At 68.9% G+C, this 15,306-nt stretch carries 15 protein-coding genes; 1 reads left to right on the forward strand and 14 read right to left on the reverse strand.

Annotated features, from left to right (window positions below; all coding sequences use genetic code 11):
* Nucleotides 1–47: 47 nt before the first annotated feature.
* From IE302_RS08210 to IE302_RS08270, 13 genes are all read right to left on the reverse strand, one after another.
* Nucleotides 48–377, reverse strand: coding sequence for an avidin-fold protein (locus IE302_RS08210; RefSeq protein WP_191253433.1), 330 nt, complete (start codon nucleotides 375–377; stop codon nucleotides 48–50).
* Entirely contained in the window at nucleotides 374–1,627 is a 1,254-nt protein-coding gene (locus tag IE302_RS08215) for a glutamate synthase-related protein (RefSeq protein ID WP_191253435.1), read from the reverse strand. Before IE302_RS08215 ends, IE302_RS08210 begins: the two co-directional genes overlap by 4 nt.
* On the reverse strand, nucleotides 1,624–2,619 hold the full coding sequence (locus IE302_RS08220) for an asparagine synthetase A (RefSeq protein WP_191253437.1): 996 nt from the start codon (nucleotides 2,617–2,619) through the stop codon (nucleotides 1,624–1,626). The genes IE302_RS08215 and IE302_RS08220 overlap by 4 nt, the downstream gene beginning before the upstream one ends.
* The gene (locus IE302_RS08225) at nucleotides 2,616–3,923 is read right to left on the reverse strand and encodes a methylaspartate mutase (RefSeq protein ID WP_191253439.1); all 1,308 of its coding nucleotides are present in this window, start codon (nucleotides 3,921–3,923) and stop codon (nucleotides 2,616–2,618) included. Before IE302_RS08225 ends, IE302_RS08220 begins: the two co-directional genes overlap by 4 nt.
* Nucleotides 3,920–4,384, reverse strand: coding sequence for a cobalamin B12-binding domain-containing protein (locus IE302_RS08230; protein ID WP_191253441.1), 465 nt, complete (start codon nucleotides 4,382–4,384; stop codon nucleotides 3,920–3,922). The genes IE302_RS08225 and IE302_RS08230 overlap by 4 nt, the downstream gene beginning before the upstream one ends.
* Nucleotides 4,381–5,661 (reverse strand): ATP-grasp domain-containing protein, encoded by a 1,281-nt coding sequence (locus IE302_RS08235; protein ID WP_191253443.1) that lies wholly within the window; start codon nucleotides 5,659–5,661, stop codon nucleotides 4,381–4,383. The genes IE302_RS08230 and IE302_RS08235 overlap by 4 nt, the downstream gene beginning before the upstream one ends.
* Entirely contained in the window at nucleotides 5,658–7,409 is a 1,752-nt protein-coding gene (locus IE302_RS08240) for an ABC transporter substrate-binding protein (RefSeq protein WP_191253445.1), read from the reverse strand. Before IE302_RS08240 ends, IE302_RS08235 begins: the two co-directional genes overlap by 4 nt.
* A gap of 31 nt (nucleotides 7,410–7,440) precedes the next feature.
* Nucleotides 7,441–8,700 carry an MFS transporter gene (locus IE302_RS08245; RefSeq protein WP_191253447.1) on the reverse strand — a complete coding sequence of 420 codons (1,260 nt, stop codon included), beginning with the start codon at nucleotides 8,698–8,700 and terminating at the stop codon, nucleotides 7,441–7,443.
* 6 nt (nucleotides 8,701–8,706) lie between these two features.
* The gene (locus IE302_RS08250) at nucleotides 8,707–10,326 is read right to left on the reverse strand and encodes a class I tRNA ligase family protein (RefSeq protein ID WP_191253449.1); all 1,620 of its coding nucleotides are present in this window, start codon (nucleotides 10,324–10,326) and stop codon (nucleotides 8,707–8,709) included.
* 2 nt (nucleotides 10,327–10,328) lie between these two features.
* Nucleotides 10,329–10,694, reverse strand: coding sequence for a cupin domain-containing protein (locus IE302_RS08255; protein ID WP_191253472.1), 366 nt, complete (start codon nucleotides 10,692–10,694; stop codon nucleotides 10,329–10,331).
* Between the two features lie 23 nt (nucleotides 10,695–10,717).
* The gene (locus IE302_RS08260) at nucleotides 10,718–12,031 is read right to left on the reverse strand and encodes a lysine N(6)-hydroxylase/L-ornithine N(5)-oxygenase family protein (protein ID WP_191253474.1); all 1,314 of its coding nucleotides are present in this window, start codon (nucleotides 12,029–12,031) and stop codon (nucleotides 10,718–10,720) included.
* A 58-nt stretch (nucleotides 12,032–12,089) separates the two neighbouring features.
* Nucleotides 12,090–13,346 carry an ATP-grasp domain-containing protein gene (locus IE302_RS08265; protein ID WP_191253476.1) on the reverse strand — a complete coding sequence of 419 codons (1,257 nt, stop codon included), beginning with the start codon at nucleotides 13,344–13,346 and terminating at the stop codon, nucleotides 12,090–12,092.
* 140 nt (nucleotides 13,347–13,486) lie between these two features.
* The gene (locus tag IE302_RS08270) at nucleotides 13,487–13,972 is read right to left on the reverse strand and encodes a winged helix-turn-helix transcriptional regulator (RefSeq protein WP_191253478.1); all 486 of its coding nucleotides are present in this window, start codon (nucleotides 13,970–13,972) and stop codon (nucleotides 13,487–13,489) included.
* A gap of 91 nt (nucleotides 13,973–14,063) precedes the next feature.
* On the opposite strand from IE302_RS08270, the gene IE302_RS08275 reads away from it, so the two are divergent.
* Nucleotides 14,064–14,612, forward strand: a complete 549-nt coding sequence (locus IE302_RS08275; RefSeq protein WP_191253480.1) for a dihydrofolate reductase family protein — start codon at nucleotides 14,064–14,066, stop codon at nucleotides 14,610–14,612.
* A gap of 240 nt (nucleotides 14,613–14,852) precedes the next feature.
* Here IE302_RS08275 and IE302_RS08280 read toward each other — a convergent pair whose 3' ends face one another.
* Nucleotides 14,853–15,197: a hypothetical protein gene (locus IE302_RS08280; RefSeq protein ID WP_229907672.1), complete on the reverse strand. Its 345-nt coding sequence runs from the start codon at nucleotides 15,195–15,197 to the stop codon at nucleotides 14,853–14,855.
* Between the last annotated feature and the right edge of the window lie 109 nt (nucleotides 15,198–15,306).

Consider the following 15,306-nt stretch of genomic DNA (forward strand, 5'->3'; position numbering starts at 1 on the left):
TCGGCTGAGCCGAGGGAAGGGGGCCTTCACGCGCAAACCCACTGGACCTACTCGTCGACCTCCTCGATCGCCGACGTACCACGGGAGCCGTTGGTCCCGTACCGCTCCCACACCTCGTTCAGCCGGATCCGCCCGTCCGGCAGGAGCTCCGGGGTGTTCGTGCTGTGCCCCGAGATCACCTGACCGCTGGCCAGCACCATCGTGTAGGCCATGTCGATCGTGCCGTCCTCGCCGCACTTCCCGGTCAGCGACCCGAGCCGCACACCGCCGCCGGTCAGCTCCGCCCACACCAGGTCGTCCTTCTGCCGGTACAGGGTGACCGGCGCGTCCGGGTCGGTGCTGACCTTGCGGAACCGCTTGCCGTCGTAGTTGATCATCCGTCCTGCTCCATTCGTCCGGGAGAGCCGGGGAACCAGAGGTCGTCCGGGGTGAGCTCCGCGAGGTCGTACTTCCCGAGCGCGCTGGCGAGCAGCCGCAGTTCGAGTTCGAGGCACCGCACCAGCCGCACGAGCCCTTCGGTCGCGTCCTCGTCGACGGCGAGCAGCGCCGCCCGGCCGAGGCCGACCGCGGAGGCGCCCATGGCCAGGCACTTCAGCGCGCGTGCGCCTTCCCAGATCCGCCCGGACACCAGCAGCGACGAGTCGGGTTTGCCGACCCGGCGCAGGCATTCCACCAGCGGCAACCCCACCTGGTCGAGGAACACCGACGGCGCCCAGCCGGTGCCGCCTTCGGCGCCGTCCACGGTGACGGCGTCCGCGCCCGCCGCCCAGGCGACCCGGGCCGCGTCGCCGACGTCGCGGCCCGGGTGCAGTTTCACCCAGGCGCGGGCACGCGGGTAGTTGTTGCGCATCAGGTGGATCTGCTGGCGCAGGATCTCCCCGGTGAACGTGCCGGGGCTGCTGGAACGCAGCACCATGGCCGTGTCCGTGCCGAAGGCTTCGTCCACTGTGTACTGTTCGGCGATCTCGCCGGCGGCCGTGCGCGAGAGCACGGTCATCCCGCCGAGCCCCGGTTTAGCGCCTTGACCGACCTTGAGCTCGAACGCCAGCCGCCCGGTTTCCAGCAGTTTCGTCGCGGACGGGTCGCTGTAGACGAGGTTCCACACCTCGGCGTCGGCGTCTTCGGTGCTCTGCTGCACCACGACGCCGCCCAGCCCGTCCGGCACCGCGCCGGCGTACGCGCGGATCCGGCCGAGCAGGCCGTCTTCCGCGCTTTCGCCCATCCGGCCGTAGCCGTGCATGGGCACGACGTTCTCGCCGATCACCATCGGCATTCCGAGCCTGCCAGCCTGCTCGCTCGCGGCGATCCCGAGACCGCTGCCCGCCACCTGCGTGGATCCGAACGCGCAGAGGAACACCGGCGACGGCGCGGTGAAGCCGCCCAGGACCGTCGAGAGACCGACATCGCCGTAGACCGGTTCGCGCGCGAGGTCGAACATCTTCTCCAGCCGCCGCGGGACGAACACCGGCGGCACGATCCGCGCGCGGTCGAGTTCATCGCCACCCGCGTCGACGTCCGCGCCGAACAGCGACCGGCCATATCCCCCGACGTCGGGGAAGATCGCCGCGCTGCCCTCCCGTGCCCGGGCCCGGATCGCGTCTTCGGGGAGCTGCCGCGCGGTGATCACGGCGCCGCGATCCCGGGCAGCTTCGGGTACGCGTTGGCCTGCCAGATCGCGTCCAGCCCGGCGATGTAGCGCGTCACCCGTTCCAGGCCCATCCCGAAGCCCGCGCTCGGCGGCAGGCCCTCGCGCGCGAGATCCAGATACCAGGCGTACTTCGCCGGGTTCTCCCCTGTCTCCCGCATCCGTTCGATCAGCCGCCGGTACTCGTGCGTGCGCTCACCGCCACTGCACAGCTCCCCGAAGCCTTCCGCGGCGATGAGGTCGAAGTTCCGCAGCACTCCCGGTTCGGTGCTCGACTCGCCGTCGGTGAAACCGCGCGACCCCTTGGGGTAGTCGACGATGAAGAACGGCCGGTTCGTCTGCCCGGAGATGATCCGCTCGCCCTGCCAGTCGATCTCCGCGTCGGCGCTCTGCCCGTGCAGCAAGCCCTGCAGCCGCGACACCGCCTCGCGATGCGTCATCCGCTCGAAGTCCTCGTCCAGCAGCGCCGTGAACGCCGCCTGGTCCCGGCCGAGCGTGGCCAAGTCCACTTTGGACTCCCGCAGCGTGTACGTGACCACGTGCCGGAGCAGGCCCTGCGCCAGGTCGAGGACGTCCTCGCGGCTCGTCCGCGCGACCTCGACGTCGATCTGGGTGAACTCCACCAGATGCCGTCCGGTGGTCGAGGTCTCCAGCGGCTCCAGCCGCACGTTCGGCGCGACGTAGAAGATCTTGTCGAACGCGAGCAGCGACGCCTGCTTGTACAGGATGACGCTGGTCATCATCTTGTACTTGTGCCCGTAGTAGTCGACGTCGACCTGTTTGGCACCGCGGCAGCCCGGGTCGGTGACCGGTCCGATCAGCGGCGGCTGGAGCTCCACGAACCCGTTCATGCCGAGGTATTCGCGGGTGCCCGCGGTGATGCTGTTCTGGATGCGCAACGCCGCCTGCGTCACCGGCGACGTCAGGTGCTCGCGGGTGCCCGGCGGCAGCGCCGCTTCCGGTGTTCCGGTCATGTTCTGCTCCCCTGTATCAGTTTCGCGGTTTCGATTCCGGGCATCCCGTACTTCTCGTCGAACGTCCGCTCGACGTACCGGAGCGCGTCCAGCAGATCGCCCGACGTCATCCGCCGGTCCGCGGGCAGGTCGACGAGGTCGCCCAGCGGCATCGCGCCGATCCGCTGCCACTCCAGGCGCCCGTTCGCGTCCAGCCGTCCACGCGCGCGGCCGGCGTTGTCCGGATGCAGGCAGAACGGGACGTCCAGCTGCCCCCGCGCGAACGCGGTGACCAAAGCCCTCCCGAGATCGCTGTCGAGCGAAAGAACGTTGTCCACCAACGCTTTCGCCTGCGCGTGGATCCCGGTGTCGCCGAGATGGCCGATCCGCGGGACGGCCCCGGCGGCCTCGGCTGCGTGCTCCAGCGCGGTCACGTTCTCCGCCACGGTCGGCAGCCGGTGCGCTTCGGCGGTCGTCTTGACGATCAGCCTGCTCGCCCCGGTGCGGGCGGCCAGCCGCGCGGACTCCGCGAGCAGCGCCAGCGCGCCGCCCGGGGTCCTCGGGTAGACGCCCATGTAGCCGTAGATCACCACATGCGTCCGCGCGTGCGGCACGTACTCCCTGATCAGCGCGTGCAGCGCGGCGATCGCCTCCTCGTCCTGCCCGGCGTGGGTCTGCTGCGCGTAGCTGAAGGACAGGCACCGGATCCCGTGCCGCCAGAAGAAGATCCCCTCCAGCACGCTCAGCGCGACCAGCAGCGCGGGCGGGCACAGCTGGCCCATCATGCAGCCGCCGAACGTCTCCAGATGCGGCTCCAGTTCGGGGCCACGCGCCTCGGCCAGCGTTTCGCACGAACGCCGCCAGTTGTCGACGGCCGCCGAGAGCGGCATCCGGCTGTACGGCAGGCAGTACGACACCGGCCCGCCCTCGGTCGCGTGCAGCCCGAAGTCCAGCAGCGTCCGCACGATCCGGCGAGGGTCCGCCGAACCGTGCCGGATCTGCACCGGGAAATCCCTGGTCAGCACGCCGTCGAGCAACGCCGTCGTCGTCACGGGATCGTGGTCGACGAGCGGGTACCCGTTGAGATCGGCGTCGGCCGCCAGCGCCGCGCGGGCCGCCTCGTGGTCGCCGACCCTGGTGTAGCTGTCGATCGTGATGGTCCCGACCGTCGCGGCCCGCGCCGCCCTGGTCGCCAGCAGCCCCCTGGTCATCCGCCCCGGATCGGCGAACCCCATCCGGGGCTGGACGACCAGGTCCCCCTTGGCGTGGTGGCGCGCCACCACCTCGCCGAACGAAAGTCCCCGCCGCGGGGCGAGCACGCTCATCCGGCGCCCAGCGGGACACCGGAGGTGCGCACGGACAAGGTGCGGAGGAAAGTCCGGAACGGGGTCAGCCCGCCCGAGTCCTCGAACACCGCGTCGAAGCCGGCCTCCAGCAGCCGCGCCGCGTTGCTGCCGCCGACGACGTCGAGCTTCCCGCCGATGACGACCGGCGTCGTGACCAGTTCCGCGTGCGCGCGGAAGGTGTCCATCAACCGGACGCCGTCCTGACAGCCGTGCCCGTTGAGGCTGCTGATCACCACCAGGTCCGGCCGCCGGACCGCGCATTCGCGCACGATCGTCGCGTCCGGGACGCAGGCGCCGAGATTGGTCACCCGGCAGCCCAGTTCCTCCAGCAACAGCTCCAGGTACACCAGGTTCCAGGTGTGCGCGTCGGACGAGAGCCCGGTCACGACCACGTCGAGACCGGCGACCGGGAGTGCGGGCTGGACGGCTTCGATACTCATCGTGCGGCTTTCTCCCTCTCTTCGCCGTCCGGCCGCACGTCGATCTCGATCAGCGCGACCGCCTCTTCGGCCAGGCGCGAGGCCTCCGCCGGGCTGTCCGCGGTCACCATCAGATCGCCGACGCGGTCCCACGAGCTGCGCAGCCCGCCGAACCGGTCACCGGCCGAAACGCTGACGTCGCACAGGAACACGCCCTCGGCCTGCGACGCCTTCTCCACCCCGCGCACGTCTTCGATCAGCCCCGGCTCGATGGACACGAACCGGACCGCGGCCCCGCGTTCGGCCCGGCGCGGCAGCACGTCCACGACCGGCTCGTCCTTCATCACCGAGAAGTAGGCGCGGTTGAGCTCCACCGGATAGGCGCGCTGGATCAGTTCGATGATGCCGTCGCCGGCGAACCGACCGGCGCATTCGACCAGATACGGGACGCCGTCGGAGACGATCCATTCACAGTGGACGATCCCGGTGCGGAACCCGGCCGCGTCGGTGAGCCGCCGCGTCTCCTCGTTCAGCGTCGCGGTGAGCTCGTCCGGGATGTCGGCGGGAACGATGTGCGCGAGCTCCACCGGTCGCGGCCCGGGGAACAGCTGTTTGCCGGTGACGTTGGCGAACAGCGGTTCGCCGTCCCGCAGCAGCATCTCGACGCTGTACTCGTCACCCTCGACAAAGCTCTCGGCCAGCATCTTCAGTTCCATCGCGCGGTCCGGGACGAAGACGCCCTCGTCCTGCACGACGCAGTTCGCCCACGCCTGCTCGGCCTCGGCCGGGTCGGTGAGCACCCGCGTCCCCACCGACGCCTGCCGGTTCGCGGGCTTGAGCACGATCTTCCCCGGATGCCGCGCCATGAACTCGCGGACCTGCTCCGGGCTTTCGACGCGGGCCGACGCCGGGTTCGCGATCCCCGCCGCCCGGCTGACCAGCCGCAGCAGCGCCTTGTCCCGCAGGATCTGCGCCGCCCCGAACCCCGCGCCCGGCAGGCCGTAGCGCTCCGCGAGCCGGGCCGCGAACGGCGTCGCGTACTCGGTCAGCGGCACCACCGCGGCCGGATCGAGATCGCGGTGGACGTGGTAGAACTCGTCAGCCTTGCCGGGAAGGTGGAACTCCCATTCGATCAGTTCCCGCACCAGCGCCGAACCGGCCACCGTCTCCCGCGCGCCGCGTTTGCGGACGACGTCGGGCTCCTCGACGAAGATGACCGAACCGTCCGGCTGGAAGTCCTTGATGGACGAACCCAGCGCGGCGGCCACGAACCCGACCAGCACCACCGGCCGCGTCATGATCCTTCCTCCACGTAGTACCAGTTCTCGGGATTGATCAGCCCGTACGGGTTGATCGGCGAGAAGCCGCGCAGGTTGCCCGCGACCTCGAACAGCCGCCGCGGGAACGTCGGCATGAAGATCACCGGCGCCTGATCGGCGATGTACTCCTGGTACTCGTACAGCGCTTCGAGGGAGTCGGTGGTGACCGTCTTCGCGATCAGCTCGTCCGCCTTGGCGTCACGCCAGTTGCTGAAGTTGCAGGCGGCACCGCTCTGGAAGAGGTTCTCGCCGGTCGGGTAGTTGTAGACCCAGCCGCCGCCCCAGCAGGACAGCTGCCACATCCGCTTCTCGCCCGGCCCGTCTTCCGCCACCAGGACCGAACCCATCACCTCTTCGAGCCGGATCTCGATCCCGGCCTTGGCCGCGTCGTCCCGGAACTGCGCCATGAGCCGCGCCAGCGAGGGCCGTCCTTCCCAGTAGCGCAGGGAGAAACTCAGCTCCGTGCCGGCCGGGATGCCTTCGCCCGCCTCACCGGGACCGGTGCCGGGACGCACACACACCGCGGGCGACGCGCTCACGTCCCAGCCGTTGTCGGCGAGCAGCTGCCGCGCCTTCTCCAGGTCGAAGGGCCAGAACCCGCCGCGTTCGGCGATCTTCGGCGACACCAGGTCGCTCTTGGGCAGGACCGGGATCGATCCGGTCTGGCTCCAGCCGTACCCCTGGTAGACCTCGCGGGCCCCGTACTCCTGGTCGAAACAGCTCTGCAGCGCCTGCCGGACGTAAGGCTGCCTGATCATGTTCCCGGCCACCGTCGGGTTGCTGAAGTTGACGGCCATGAAATTGATGTTGAACAGGATCTGGGGTTCCAGCTGGAAACCCTCGCCCAGCGGGTTCGGCCCGCCCTTGGTCGGGTCACCGTCCGGCTGCACGCCCATCCCCGGCGGCAGGAAGCCGACCTGGACGTCACCGGACTGCAGCAGCTCGTACTGCTGCTCGTCCGACGTCGTCGACACCTGGCGCAACTCGTCGAGATGCGGCGGGTTGGGTCCGCTGTAGTGCTCGTTCGGGACGAAGGTGACGACGCCTTCCTCGGTGTAGCTCTTGAGCCGCCACGGTCCGTTGACGACACTCCACACCGGACTGTCGGCCCAGCGGGTGCGGTGCGAGTTGTCCTCCTCGACGACGTCGCCGTTCTCCGCCATCAGGAACTCGTAGACCGCTTCGGCCTGCTCGATGTCGTGCGTCGCGTCGGCCGGTCCGTCCGCGGTGCGGTCCCACGCCTTCGGCATCGGCGTGATCATGGTGAGCTGGTTCAGCAGCACCCAGTTCTTCGAGTACGCCTTGTCGAAGGTGAAGCTGACCTTGTCGTCGTCGACCTTCCCGAACGACACCAGGTTGTCCGGGAAGTAGCCCTCGGAGTAGGCGCCGAACCTCGGCCCCTTCACCTTCAGCATGTTCATCCAGAAGATGACGTTGTCCGCGCAGACCGTCTCGCCGTTGGACCACTTCCACGGTTTGATCCGGACCGTGCAGGTGCGGCCGGTCTCGTCCCAGACCGGCTCTTCGCCGACGCTGAGGTCCCAGTCGATCTCCGGTGCGCCGTCCCGGCCCAGCCAGTACAGCGGCCGGTACATCAGCATCTGGAACTCGTAGAGGCTCCGCACGCCGAAGCGTTCGCCCGGGGTGAAGGGGAAGATCACCGCGGGCGGGAACCCGGGCAGGCAGGCCCAGGTGGCGACGCCACCCTTGATCGGCTTGTCCGTCATGACTTTCGCTTCCTCCGCATTTCGGCCGCGCTCAGGCGGCGGTCGCCTCGAGAACCTCGGCCGGCTGCTTCTTTTCCTGCGCCGACAGCGGTTTCGCCAGACTGAAGTAGGTGCCGATCACGATCGCGCCCTGCAGGATCGCGAGACCCCAGAACGCGTAGGGCACGGTGGTCGCGTCCGCCAGGGAAGACAGCCCGACGGTCGCTGCGACACCCAGACCGAGGCCGACCGCCTGAGTGCCACCGAAGATCCGGCCGACCCGGTCCTCCGGGCTCGCCCGCATCAGCAGGGTGCGGGCGGCGATCCGCCCCTGGGCGAAGCAGAACCCGGCGAACGGGATGGCCACCATCAGCGCGATGTAGTGCAGCGGCTGGATCGCTAGGCAGATCAGGTTCCCGAGCGTGCCGAGGACGGCAAGGTGGATGCCCTTGAACCGCTTACTGACCTTGCCGTACGCGGCGGCGCCGACGATGAACCCGACCCCGGCCAGCGCGTCGACCACGCCGATCATCCACGCGCCCTGGTCGAAGGTCTGCAGGATCAGTGTCGTCAGGATGACGTTGGCGACCATCAGGCCGATGTTCCCGTTGGCGTACAACAGCGCGAGCCGCTTGATCGGCTGGTGCACAGGCGCCTCGACCGGCTCTGACGAGTCGACGGCCGCGGACTCCTCGGCCACCTGGGGCTTGGCGGGTTTGCGGCCGATCGCGTAGACGAGGACGGCCGAGAGGATGAAGCTCAGCGAGTTGAACACGAACAGCGGGGTGGCGCCGAACCAGATCACCAGGAACCCGGCGAGCGAGGACGCCAGCAGCATGCCGGCGTTGCTCGCCATCTCGAAGTGCGAGTTGAACTTCCCGAGCCGCTCGTCCCGGATGCGTTCCTTGATCAGGCCGTTGCTCGCGGGCATGAACAACGCCGCGGTACAGGCGAGCATGAAGTTCGCGATGTAGGACCCCAGGTTCGCCGGGCCGCCCAGCCACAGCCAGACCGGCAGGGCGAACGCGGTCAGCGCGCTGACCAGGTCCGCGGCGACGCACAGCATCCGCCGGTCGACCTTGTCGACCAGCTTGCCGAACAGCAGCGCGAGCGCGACCTGCGGGATCGACACCGCGATGAACAGCCAGCCGACGGCGAGGGTGGTCTGCTCGGCGTGGAAGACCAGGATCGCGGCGGCGGTGATCTGGAAGGCGTTGCCCGCCGTGGTGACGAAGCCCGCCGGGACCAGCAGGCGTTCGGCGAGCCGGGAACTCCGGACCGCGTCGGGGGAAAGAGTGCTGTCGAGTGACATGGGGTCTCAGACCTCGCTCGTCGGGGGGAATTCCAGTGGTGGCACGGCGAACGCCGTGGTGTGCGTGACGTCGAAGGCGTCCGCGTGGATCCGGAGGTCGAATCCGCCTGCTTCGGCGGCACGCGCGGTGAGGTCGATCAGGATCGGCGAAGCGCAGCCGATCAGGGCCCGCAGTTCGAGGAAGAGGTCGCCCAGCGCGCCGCGGAGCACCTCCTGGTCGAGGTTGCCCTTCAGCGTGCGTTCGGTCGCCGCGCGCAGGCGCCCGACGTGCTGCACGATCAGATCGGCCGCCCGGCTGAGACTGAAGTCCTCGAGTTCGTAGTTCAGGGCGAACCGGGAGACCATCGCCGCCGCGCGTTCCGTGGCCTCGGCCGAGACCGGGAGCGAGCCGTTCTCCCCGCCGACCTCGGCGGTGAGTTTGGCCAGCGTCTCGGCGAGTTCGTTCCACGGTGCGACGAGCCGCTCCCCCGCGACCTTCTCCAGCGCGGCGCGGGAGAAGTTGGTCCGGGCGAACTCGGGGGCGGTCAGGTTGAGGTGGAACCGCGCGATGTCGCGGGGCACCTCGGCCGCGAGTTCGCGGGCCCAGACCACGTGTCCCTTGCTGGTGGAGAACTTCTCGTTCTCCAGTTCGTAGAACTCGTTGACGAGCAGGGTGTCCGGGAGGACGTAGCGGTCCCCGAGGGCGATCAGCTCGGCGACGTGGACGACGCCCCAGGTGAACAGCGGGTCGAACCCCATGAACACCACGACCCGCGCGTCGTTCTCCACGAGCCACGCGTCGTCGTCGCCCGCCTTCGGCTTCCCGTTGCGCCGCAAGGCGTACTCGGTGCAGTACATCGAGGCGGGCATCCCCTCGACCCAGGCGTTGAGCCGCTGTCCCGGCGTCTGCAGGAACGGCGCCGGCAGCCCCCATTTGACCGGGTACGTGATCGCGAAGTCCGGCAACGGCCCGGCCAGCAGTTCCCGCATCAGGCCGAGCACGTGCGGCCGCCACGCGGGTCCGCGCTCCTCGTAGTACGCGAGGAGTTGTTCGCGGTACTCCGAGACGGGGAAGACCATGATCTCCGTCTCGCGGTAGGTCACCTCGTCGGCGGGGTCGAGCACCGAGTACGGCTCGATGAGCGCGTCGAAGTCGATCGGATGCCCGCAGCCCTCGCAGAAACCGCCGCGGCTGTCCGCGAGACAGGTCGGGCAGCCGCCACCGACGAACCCCTCGACCAGGAACTCGCCCTTGCTCTCGCTGTAGGGCAGACGCACTTTGCGCAGGCGGAGCTTTCCCTTGTCGTACAGGCGCTTCACGTAGTCGTGGACGAGTGCCTTGTAGCCCTCGTCGGTCGGTGAGAAGCCGTCGACCTCGACACCCATCGCCTTGAACGTGCGCTGGATGTTCTCGGTCGACTGCTGCACCAGCTCGGGCGGTGTGAGCCCGACCCTCGCCGCGCTGGTGACGAGATAGGTCTGGCTGTCGTCGGTGCAGGAGGCGAACACGGCCTCGCGGCCCGCCGCGCGCAGGTATCGCCGGTGCACGTCGGCGCCGAGGTACGGGCCCGCGATATGCCCGATGTGCAGGTCCCCGTTGGACGTCGGAGGTCCGCCGATGATCACCACCGGTCTCGTGTCGGCCATGGTCACGCCAGCTCCTCGTGCCGGGCGGCGAACTTCGCCGTCATGTCGGTGTCCCACCAGATCGCGTACATCTCGAAGTCCTCGGCGCCGTCGTTGAGGATGCGGTGCTCGGTGCCGGGCTTGTGGAACTCGACGTCGCCGGGGCGGAAGGGACGGCGCTCTCCCCCGGATTCGACGACCGCCTCGCCGTTGACGGCGATGAAGAGCTCGTACTCGTGGTGGGAATGCGCGCCCGTCGCGCCGTGCGCCGGCACGGTGACCCAGGCGCCCTCGAACGGCGCGTTCAGCGCCGCCCACGGCAGGAGCCGCTGGCCGTAGGCGCCGTTCTCGAAGACCATCTTTTCCCGCTCCAGCGGCCGGATCTCCATGACGTTCTCTTTCTTCTCGAGGATCAGCGGGTGGCGACGACGGTGTTGGTGTCCTGCGTCGGCTGCGGTGGCACCTCGGGGGTTTCACCGCGGTGGGCGAGGATGTCCTGCAGGATGTCGTTGGCACGTGGGGCGAGGACGCTGAGCAGCGAGTCCGCGATCCCGTGCGTCGCTTCGTTGACGCCCTGGAGGTAGACGGCGGCGGTGGCGGGCTGGTCGATCTCCAGCCGGTAGTCGCGGGTCACCTTGATCTCCGAGAGGCCGATCGACTTCGCGATCTCCTGGACCATCCTCGGCATCTCCGGGGAGAACCCGGTGCCGAGCAGGACCAGATCGGTGCGCAGTTCCTGCGTCTCGCCGGTGCGCCGGTCGGTCAGCTCCAGCACGATCTCATCGCCGTCGTCGCGGGCGTCGGTGATGTCGCTCATCGTGATCATCTTCAGCCGGGAACGGCCGGAAAGGCGGTCCAGGTAGATCGACCGGTAGAGCGCGTCCATCGTGCCCGGCGCCAGCCCGGAGTAGTTCGTGTGGTGCATCTCCTTGAGCATCTGCTCGCGGGCTTCCGGCCGCGCGTCGAAGAACTTGTCCACATGGGACGGGAAGAACAGCTCGTTGTTGAACTTGCTGCTCTCGTAGTAGTTCAGGCCGATCGAACGCATCACCATGGTGGGCTTGCATTCGGGCAGGTCCTGCTGCACGGTGCTGAACAGTTCCGCCGCGCTCTGTCCGGCACCGATCACCGCGACGCGGTACGGTAGTTCCTTGCGCAGCTTGGCGATCCTCGGCAGGTACTGCGTGCTGTGGATGACGCGGTCCTGGTTCACCGTGCGGAGCCGGTCGGGGATCCGCGCGTCCCGGCCCGCGCCGACCACCAGGTACCGGCTGCGGATGGTCTCGCCGTCGGCGACGCGGGTGTCCCAGCCGGTCAGCACGCCGTCCGTCCACACGGGAGTGACGTCGAGGCATTCCCGGCCACGCTGGAGATCCACCAGTGCCAGCGAATCGGCCGTCCACTTGAGATAGTCGGCGAGCTCGACCCGGTACGGGACGAAGCTGCCCATGTTCACGAACTCGTTGAGCCGGTCGGTGGCGTGCAGATAGTTGAGGAACGAGAACCGGCTGCGCGGATTGCGCAGGGTCACCAGGTCCTTGAGGAACGAGACCTGCGACAGCGCCTCCGGCAGGAGCATGCCCCGCTGCCAGGAGACCTCCTCGTCGCGTTCGAGCAGGACCGATTCGCGGGCCAGGCCGGGCGCGAGCTCCTCCAGCGCCACGGCGAGTGCCAGGTTGGACGGTCCTGCTCCGACTGCGAGAAGCTCGACATCACGGTTCGCCATTGTTTGCTCCGCCATCGTTGTGAGTGCTTGGAAGGTGTTCTGCGGTGCCCGTGCGCGGTCAGCCACCGGCGGCCACCGAAGGCAGCAGGGGGTGCGCGGTCAGCCGGACCTGGGCCATGGCCTTGTCCAGCACAACTTCACAGTCGTCGGGGTCGCTGCCCGCGCAGATCACGTACGCGTGCCGCGAGATGAACTCCGCCGGCGGCAGCCGCATCCGCGCCCCCGGCTCGACGAGCACGTCGGCGGTGAGGACCCCGTTGTCCCGCATGGAACCCGGGACGGACACGGACTCGACGACACAGTCCTGTTTCGGGTAGCCGAAGCGCACCCCGACCCACCGGGGCTCGGCCTCGTGCGGGATGTGCGGACGCATGCCGAGCGCGACGTCGACCGCGGCCGCGCCCGGGTCGATCCCGGTCGCGAACCGGGCGAGCAACGGGATCAGGTCCCCGCCGAGGCGGCCGTTGATCTCCACGATCACCGGTCCGCGCTCGGTGAGCTTGAGTTCGGTGTGGGTGATGCCGTACCGGAAGTCGATCGCGCTGTGCGCGCGGGCCAGCGTCGAACGGAGCGCGGGGTCGGCAAGCAGTTCGTCCGCGGAGCTGACCAGATGGCCGAGCTCCTCGAAGTACGGGTGCATGCCGACCGTCTTGTGCGCCACGAACATCGGCGTGTACTCGCCGTCCACGACGGCACCGTCCACACTGATCTCGGGTCCGGTCAGGAACTCCTCGACCAGCGCGCCGCCCCGGTACGCGGGAGAGCCGCCGAAGCTGGCGTCCTCCGCGGTCCGGAACGCCTTCCGCACCGCCTCCGCGTCTTCCGCGAAGCTGACGCCGATGCTGGCCCCGCCCCCGCGCGGCTTGACCACGACGGGGTAGCCGATCCGGTCGGCCACGCGGACGGCCTGCTCGTCGTCGTGCACGAAACCGAAGTCCGGCTGCGCGACCCCGGCCGCGGTGAGCGTCCTGCGGTTGAGCCACTTGTCGCGGCAGCCCTCGATCGCGGAGATCCCCGCCCCCGGCAGGCCGAGTTCGTCCGCGACGTGCGCAGCCGTCACGATCAGCGCCTCGTCCCACGACACCACGCCGAGCACCGGCGTCTTCGCGTTCACCGCGCGGGCCGCGGCCAGTACGGCGTCGCGGTCCTGCAGGTCCAGCACCGTGCCGCCGGTGATGTAGCGCTCCTGCCAGGTCGGCTCGGCCCCGTTGAACAGCCACAGGGGATGCCGGTGCCCGGCCGACGCCAACAGGTACTCCCGGTACGGCCGCATCCCGCAGCCGATCACCAGGACAACACCCTCCGCTGAGCTCATTCCCTCTCCCCACCAGCCCGTCGCTTCGTCGCGGGCTACTACATCCCGGGGATTGGTTGACCGGAACCCTTGATTCGGGCAGAACAATCAACGAGATGCGCGGCGGGGCCGGGAATGCTATGCCGGGGCGTGAGCGAGCGTCAGCGGGCCGCGTCGTATGCGGCGGCGAGGCGTTCCAGCACGCCGGGCCTGTCCTGATCCGGCGCCGGCGCACCGAGATGGACCACCCTCAGTTCGGCCATGAACTCGTCCCACAGTTCCGGCCCGCCCGCGGCGAGCAGCTCGGCTCGCACCCGGAGCCGCTTCGTGGTCGGGCGATGCCGAAGGCCCCATGAACCGAGCTGGGCGAACACGGGAACCAGCTGGATCGACGCCTCGGTCAGGCTGTACGCGGCCCGTTTGCCGGGGCCGGCGTCCTCGCGGGTCAGCAGACCGGCCTTGACCAGCCGCTTCAGCCTGTCGGCCAGGATGTTGGAGGCGATCCCTTCTTCGGAACCGGCGAGCAGCTCGCGGAAATAGCGCCGCGTGCCGAACATGACGTCCCGCAGCACGAGCAGGCTCCAGCTGTCACCGAACGCCTCGACCGCGGCGTTGATCGGACAGCCCGAACGCGCGGCCTCCGTCATCCCTTCACCTCCTCGAGAAGTGGTTGCAATCTACCATCACTCGCCCTACCGTGAGGCGGCCGATTGCAAAACGCAAGCAGTAGGAGGCGGGATGGCCGAACCACAGACGGCCGACGGGAAAGTGCTCTGGCACTTCACGATGTCGCTGGACGGCTTCGTCGCGGGCCCTGGCCACAGCATGGACTGGATGACGGGCACGACGTTCCGGCCGGACCTGATCGCCGAATACACCTCGACGACCGGCGCCGTCCTCGGTGGACGCGACGGCTGGGACGCCTTCCCCGACCCCAGTGGCATTTACGGCGGCGCCTGGACGGGACCGCTGTTCGTCCTCACGCACCACCCCGAGGACGCGACGCCCACCGACGGGGTCACCTTCCTGAACTGCGACCCGGCCGAAGCGGTCCGGATCGGACTGGAAGCGGCGGACGGGAAGAACCTGGAAGTGTTCTCACCGAACATCGGCCGCCAGCTGCTCGCATTGGGGTTGATCGACGAGATCGACCTGCACATCGCGCCGGTCCTGCTCGGCGACGGCATTCGACTGTACGACAACCCGGGCGGGCCGCCGATCCGGCTGCGCGGCGCCGGCGCGGGAGATCCTTTCGCGTCGGTCGACGTCCGGTTCCGCCCGGCTTAGCGATGTTCGGCGGCCGTCGCACTTAGTCGACTAATTGCAGAAGCTTTGAGTCTGCGCCAGCAGATGATGGCGCAGCCAAGGATGGGGAAGCCTTCGCGAATGTCGTCGCAGACCCGTTCTCACGGACCGCACACCCAGGATCATTCCGTCAGGACCCCGTTAGTCGACTAATTGCAGAACTTGCCGATTCACGAAGGTGGCGATTCAGTTCCACCAGTACGCCAGGCCTTCAGCAAGCGGCTAGTTCCGGTTGCCATAGGACTGCTCACAGGGATACCCGTCGCGGTCGGCGTCCCAGCTGAGCGGTCGCCCGGCGTTCACCCACGAGTTGTACGCGTACACGTACGAGAACCCTTCGGCGAACAGGCGCTGGCATGACGTGAGCGAAGGCGCCCGCGTGACCGTCACCGGTGGCTCCACCACGACCACCGAAGTGGTCGGCGGCGCGACGACCGCGGTGGTCGTCGAGGGCGGCACGATCTCCCGGACGACGGTGACCGGTGTCCCGGTGGTCGTCGTCCCGCAGGCGCCCAGTGCCGCGACGGCACCCGCCGAAACCAGCAATGCCGCGACCATCCTGTTCATAGCCTCGCCTCTCGGTGGAACCGCCGAATCCTCACGAGAGGAGAACGGCGGTTCCGCCGGTGGCATCACAGGTTTCGCGCGATCGGAGCCGCAAGTCCCCGGAAGTCGG

This window comes from Amycolatopsis oliviviridis (assembly GCF_014654365.1).
In the GTDB taxonomy this organism is placed as follows: Bacteria; Actinomycetota; Actinomycetes; order Mycobacteriales; family Pseudonocardiaceae; genus Amycolatopsis; species Amycolatopsis oliviviridis.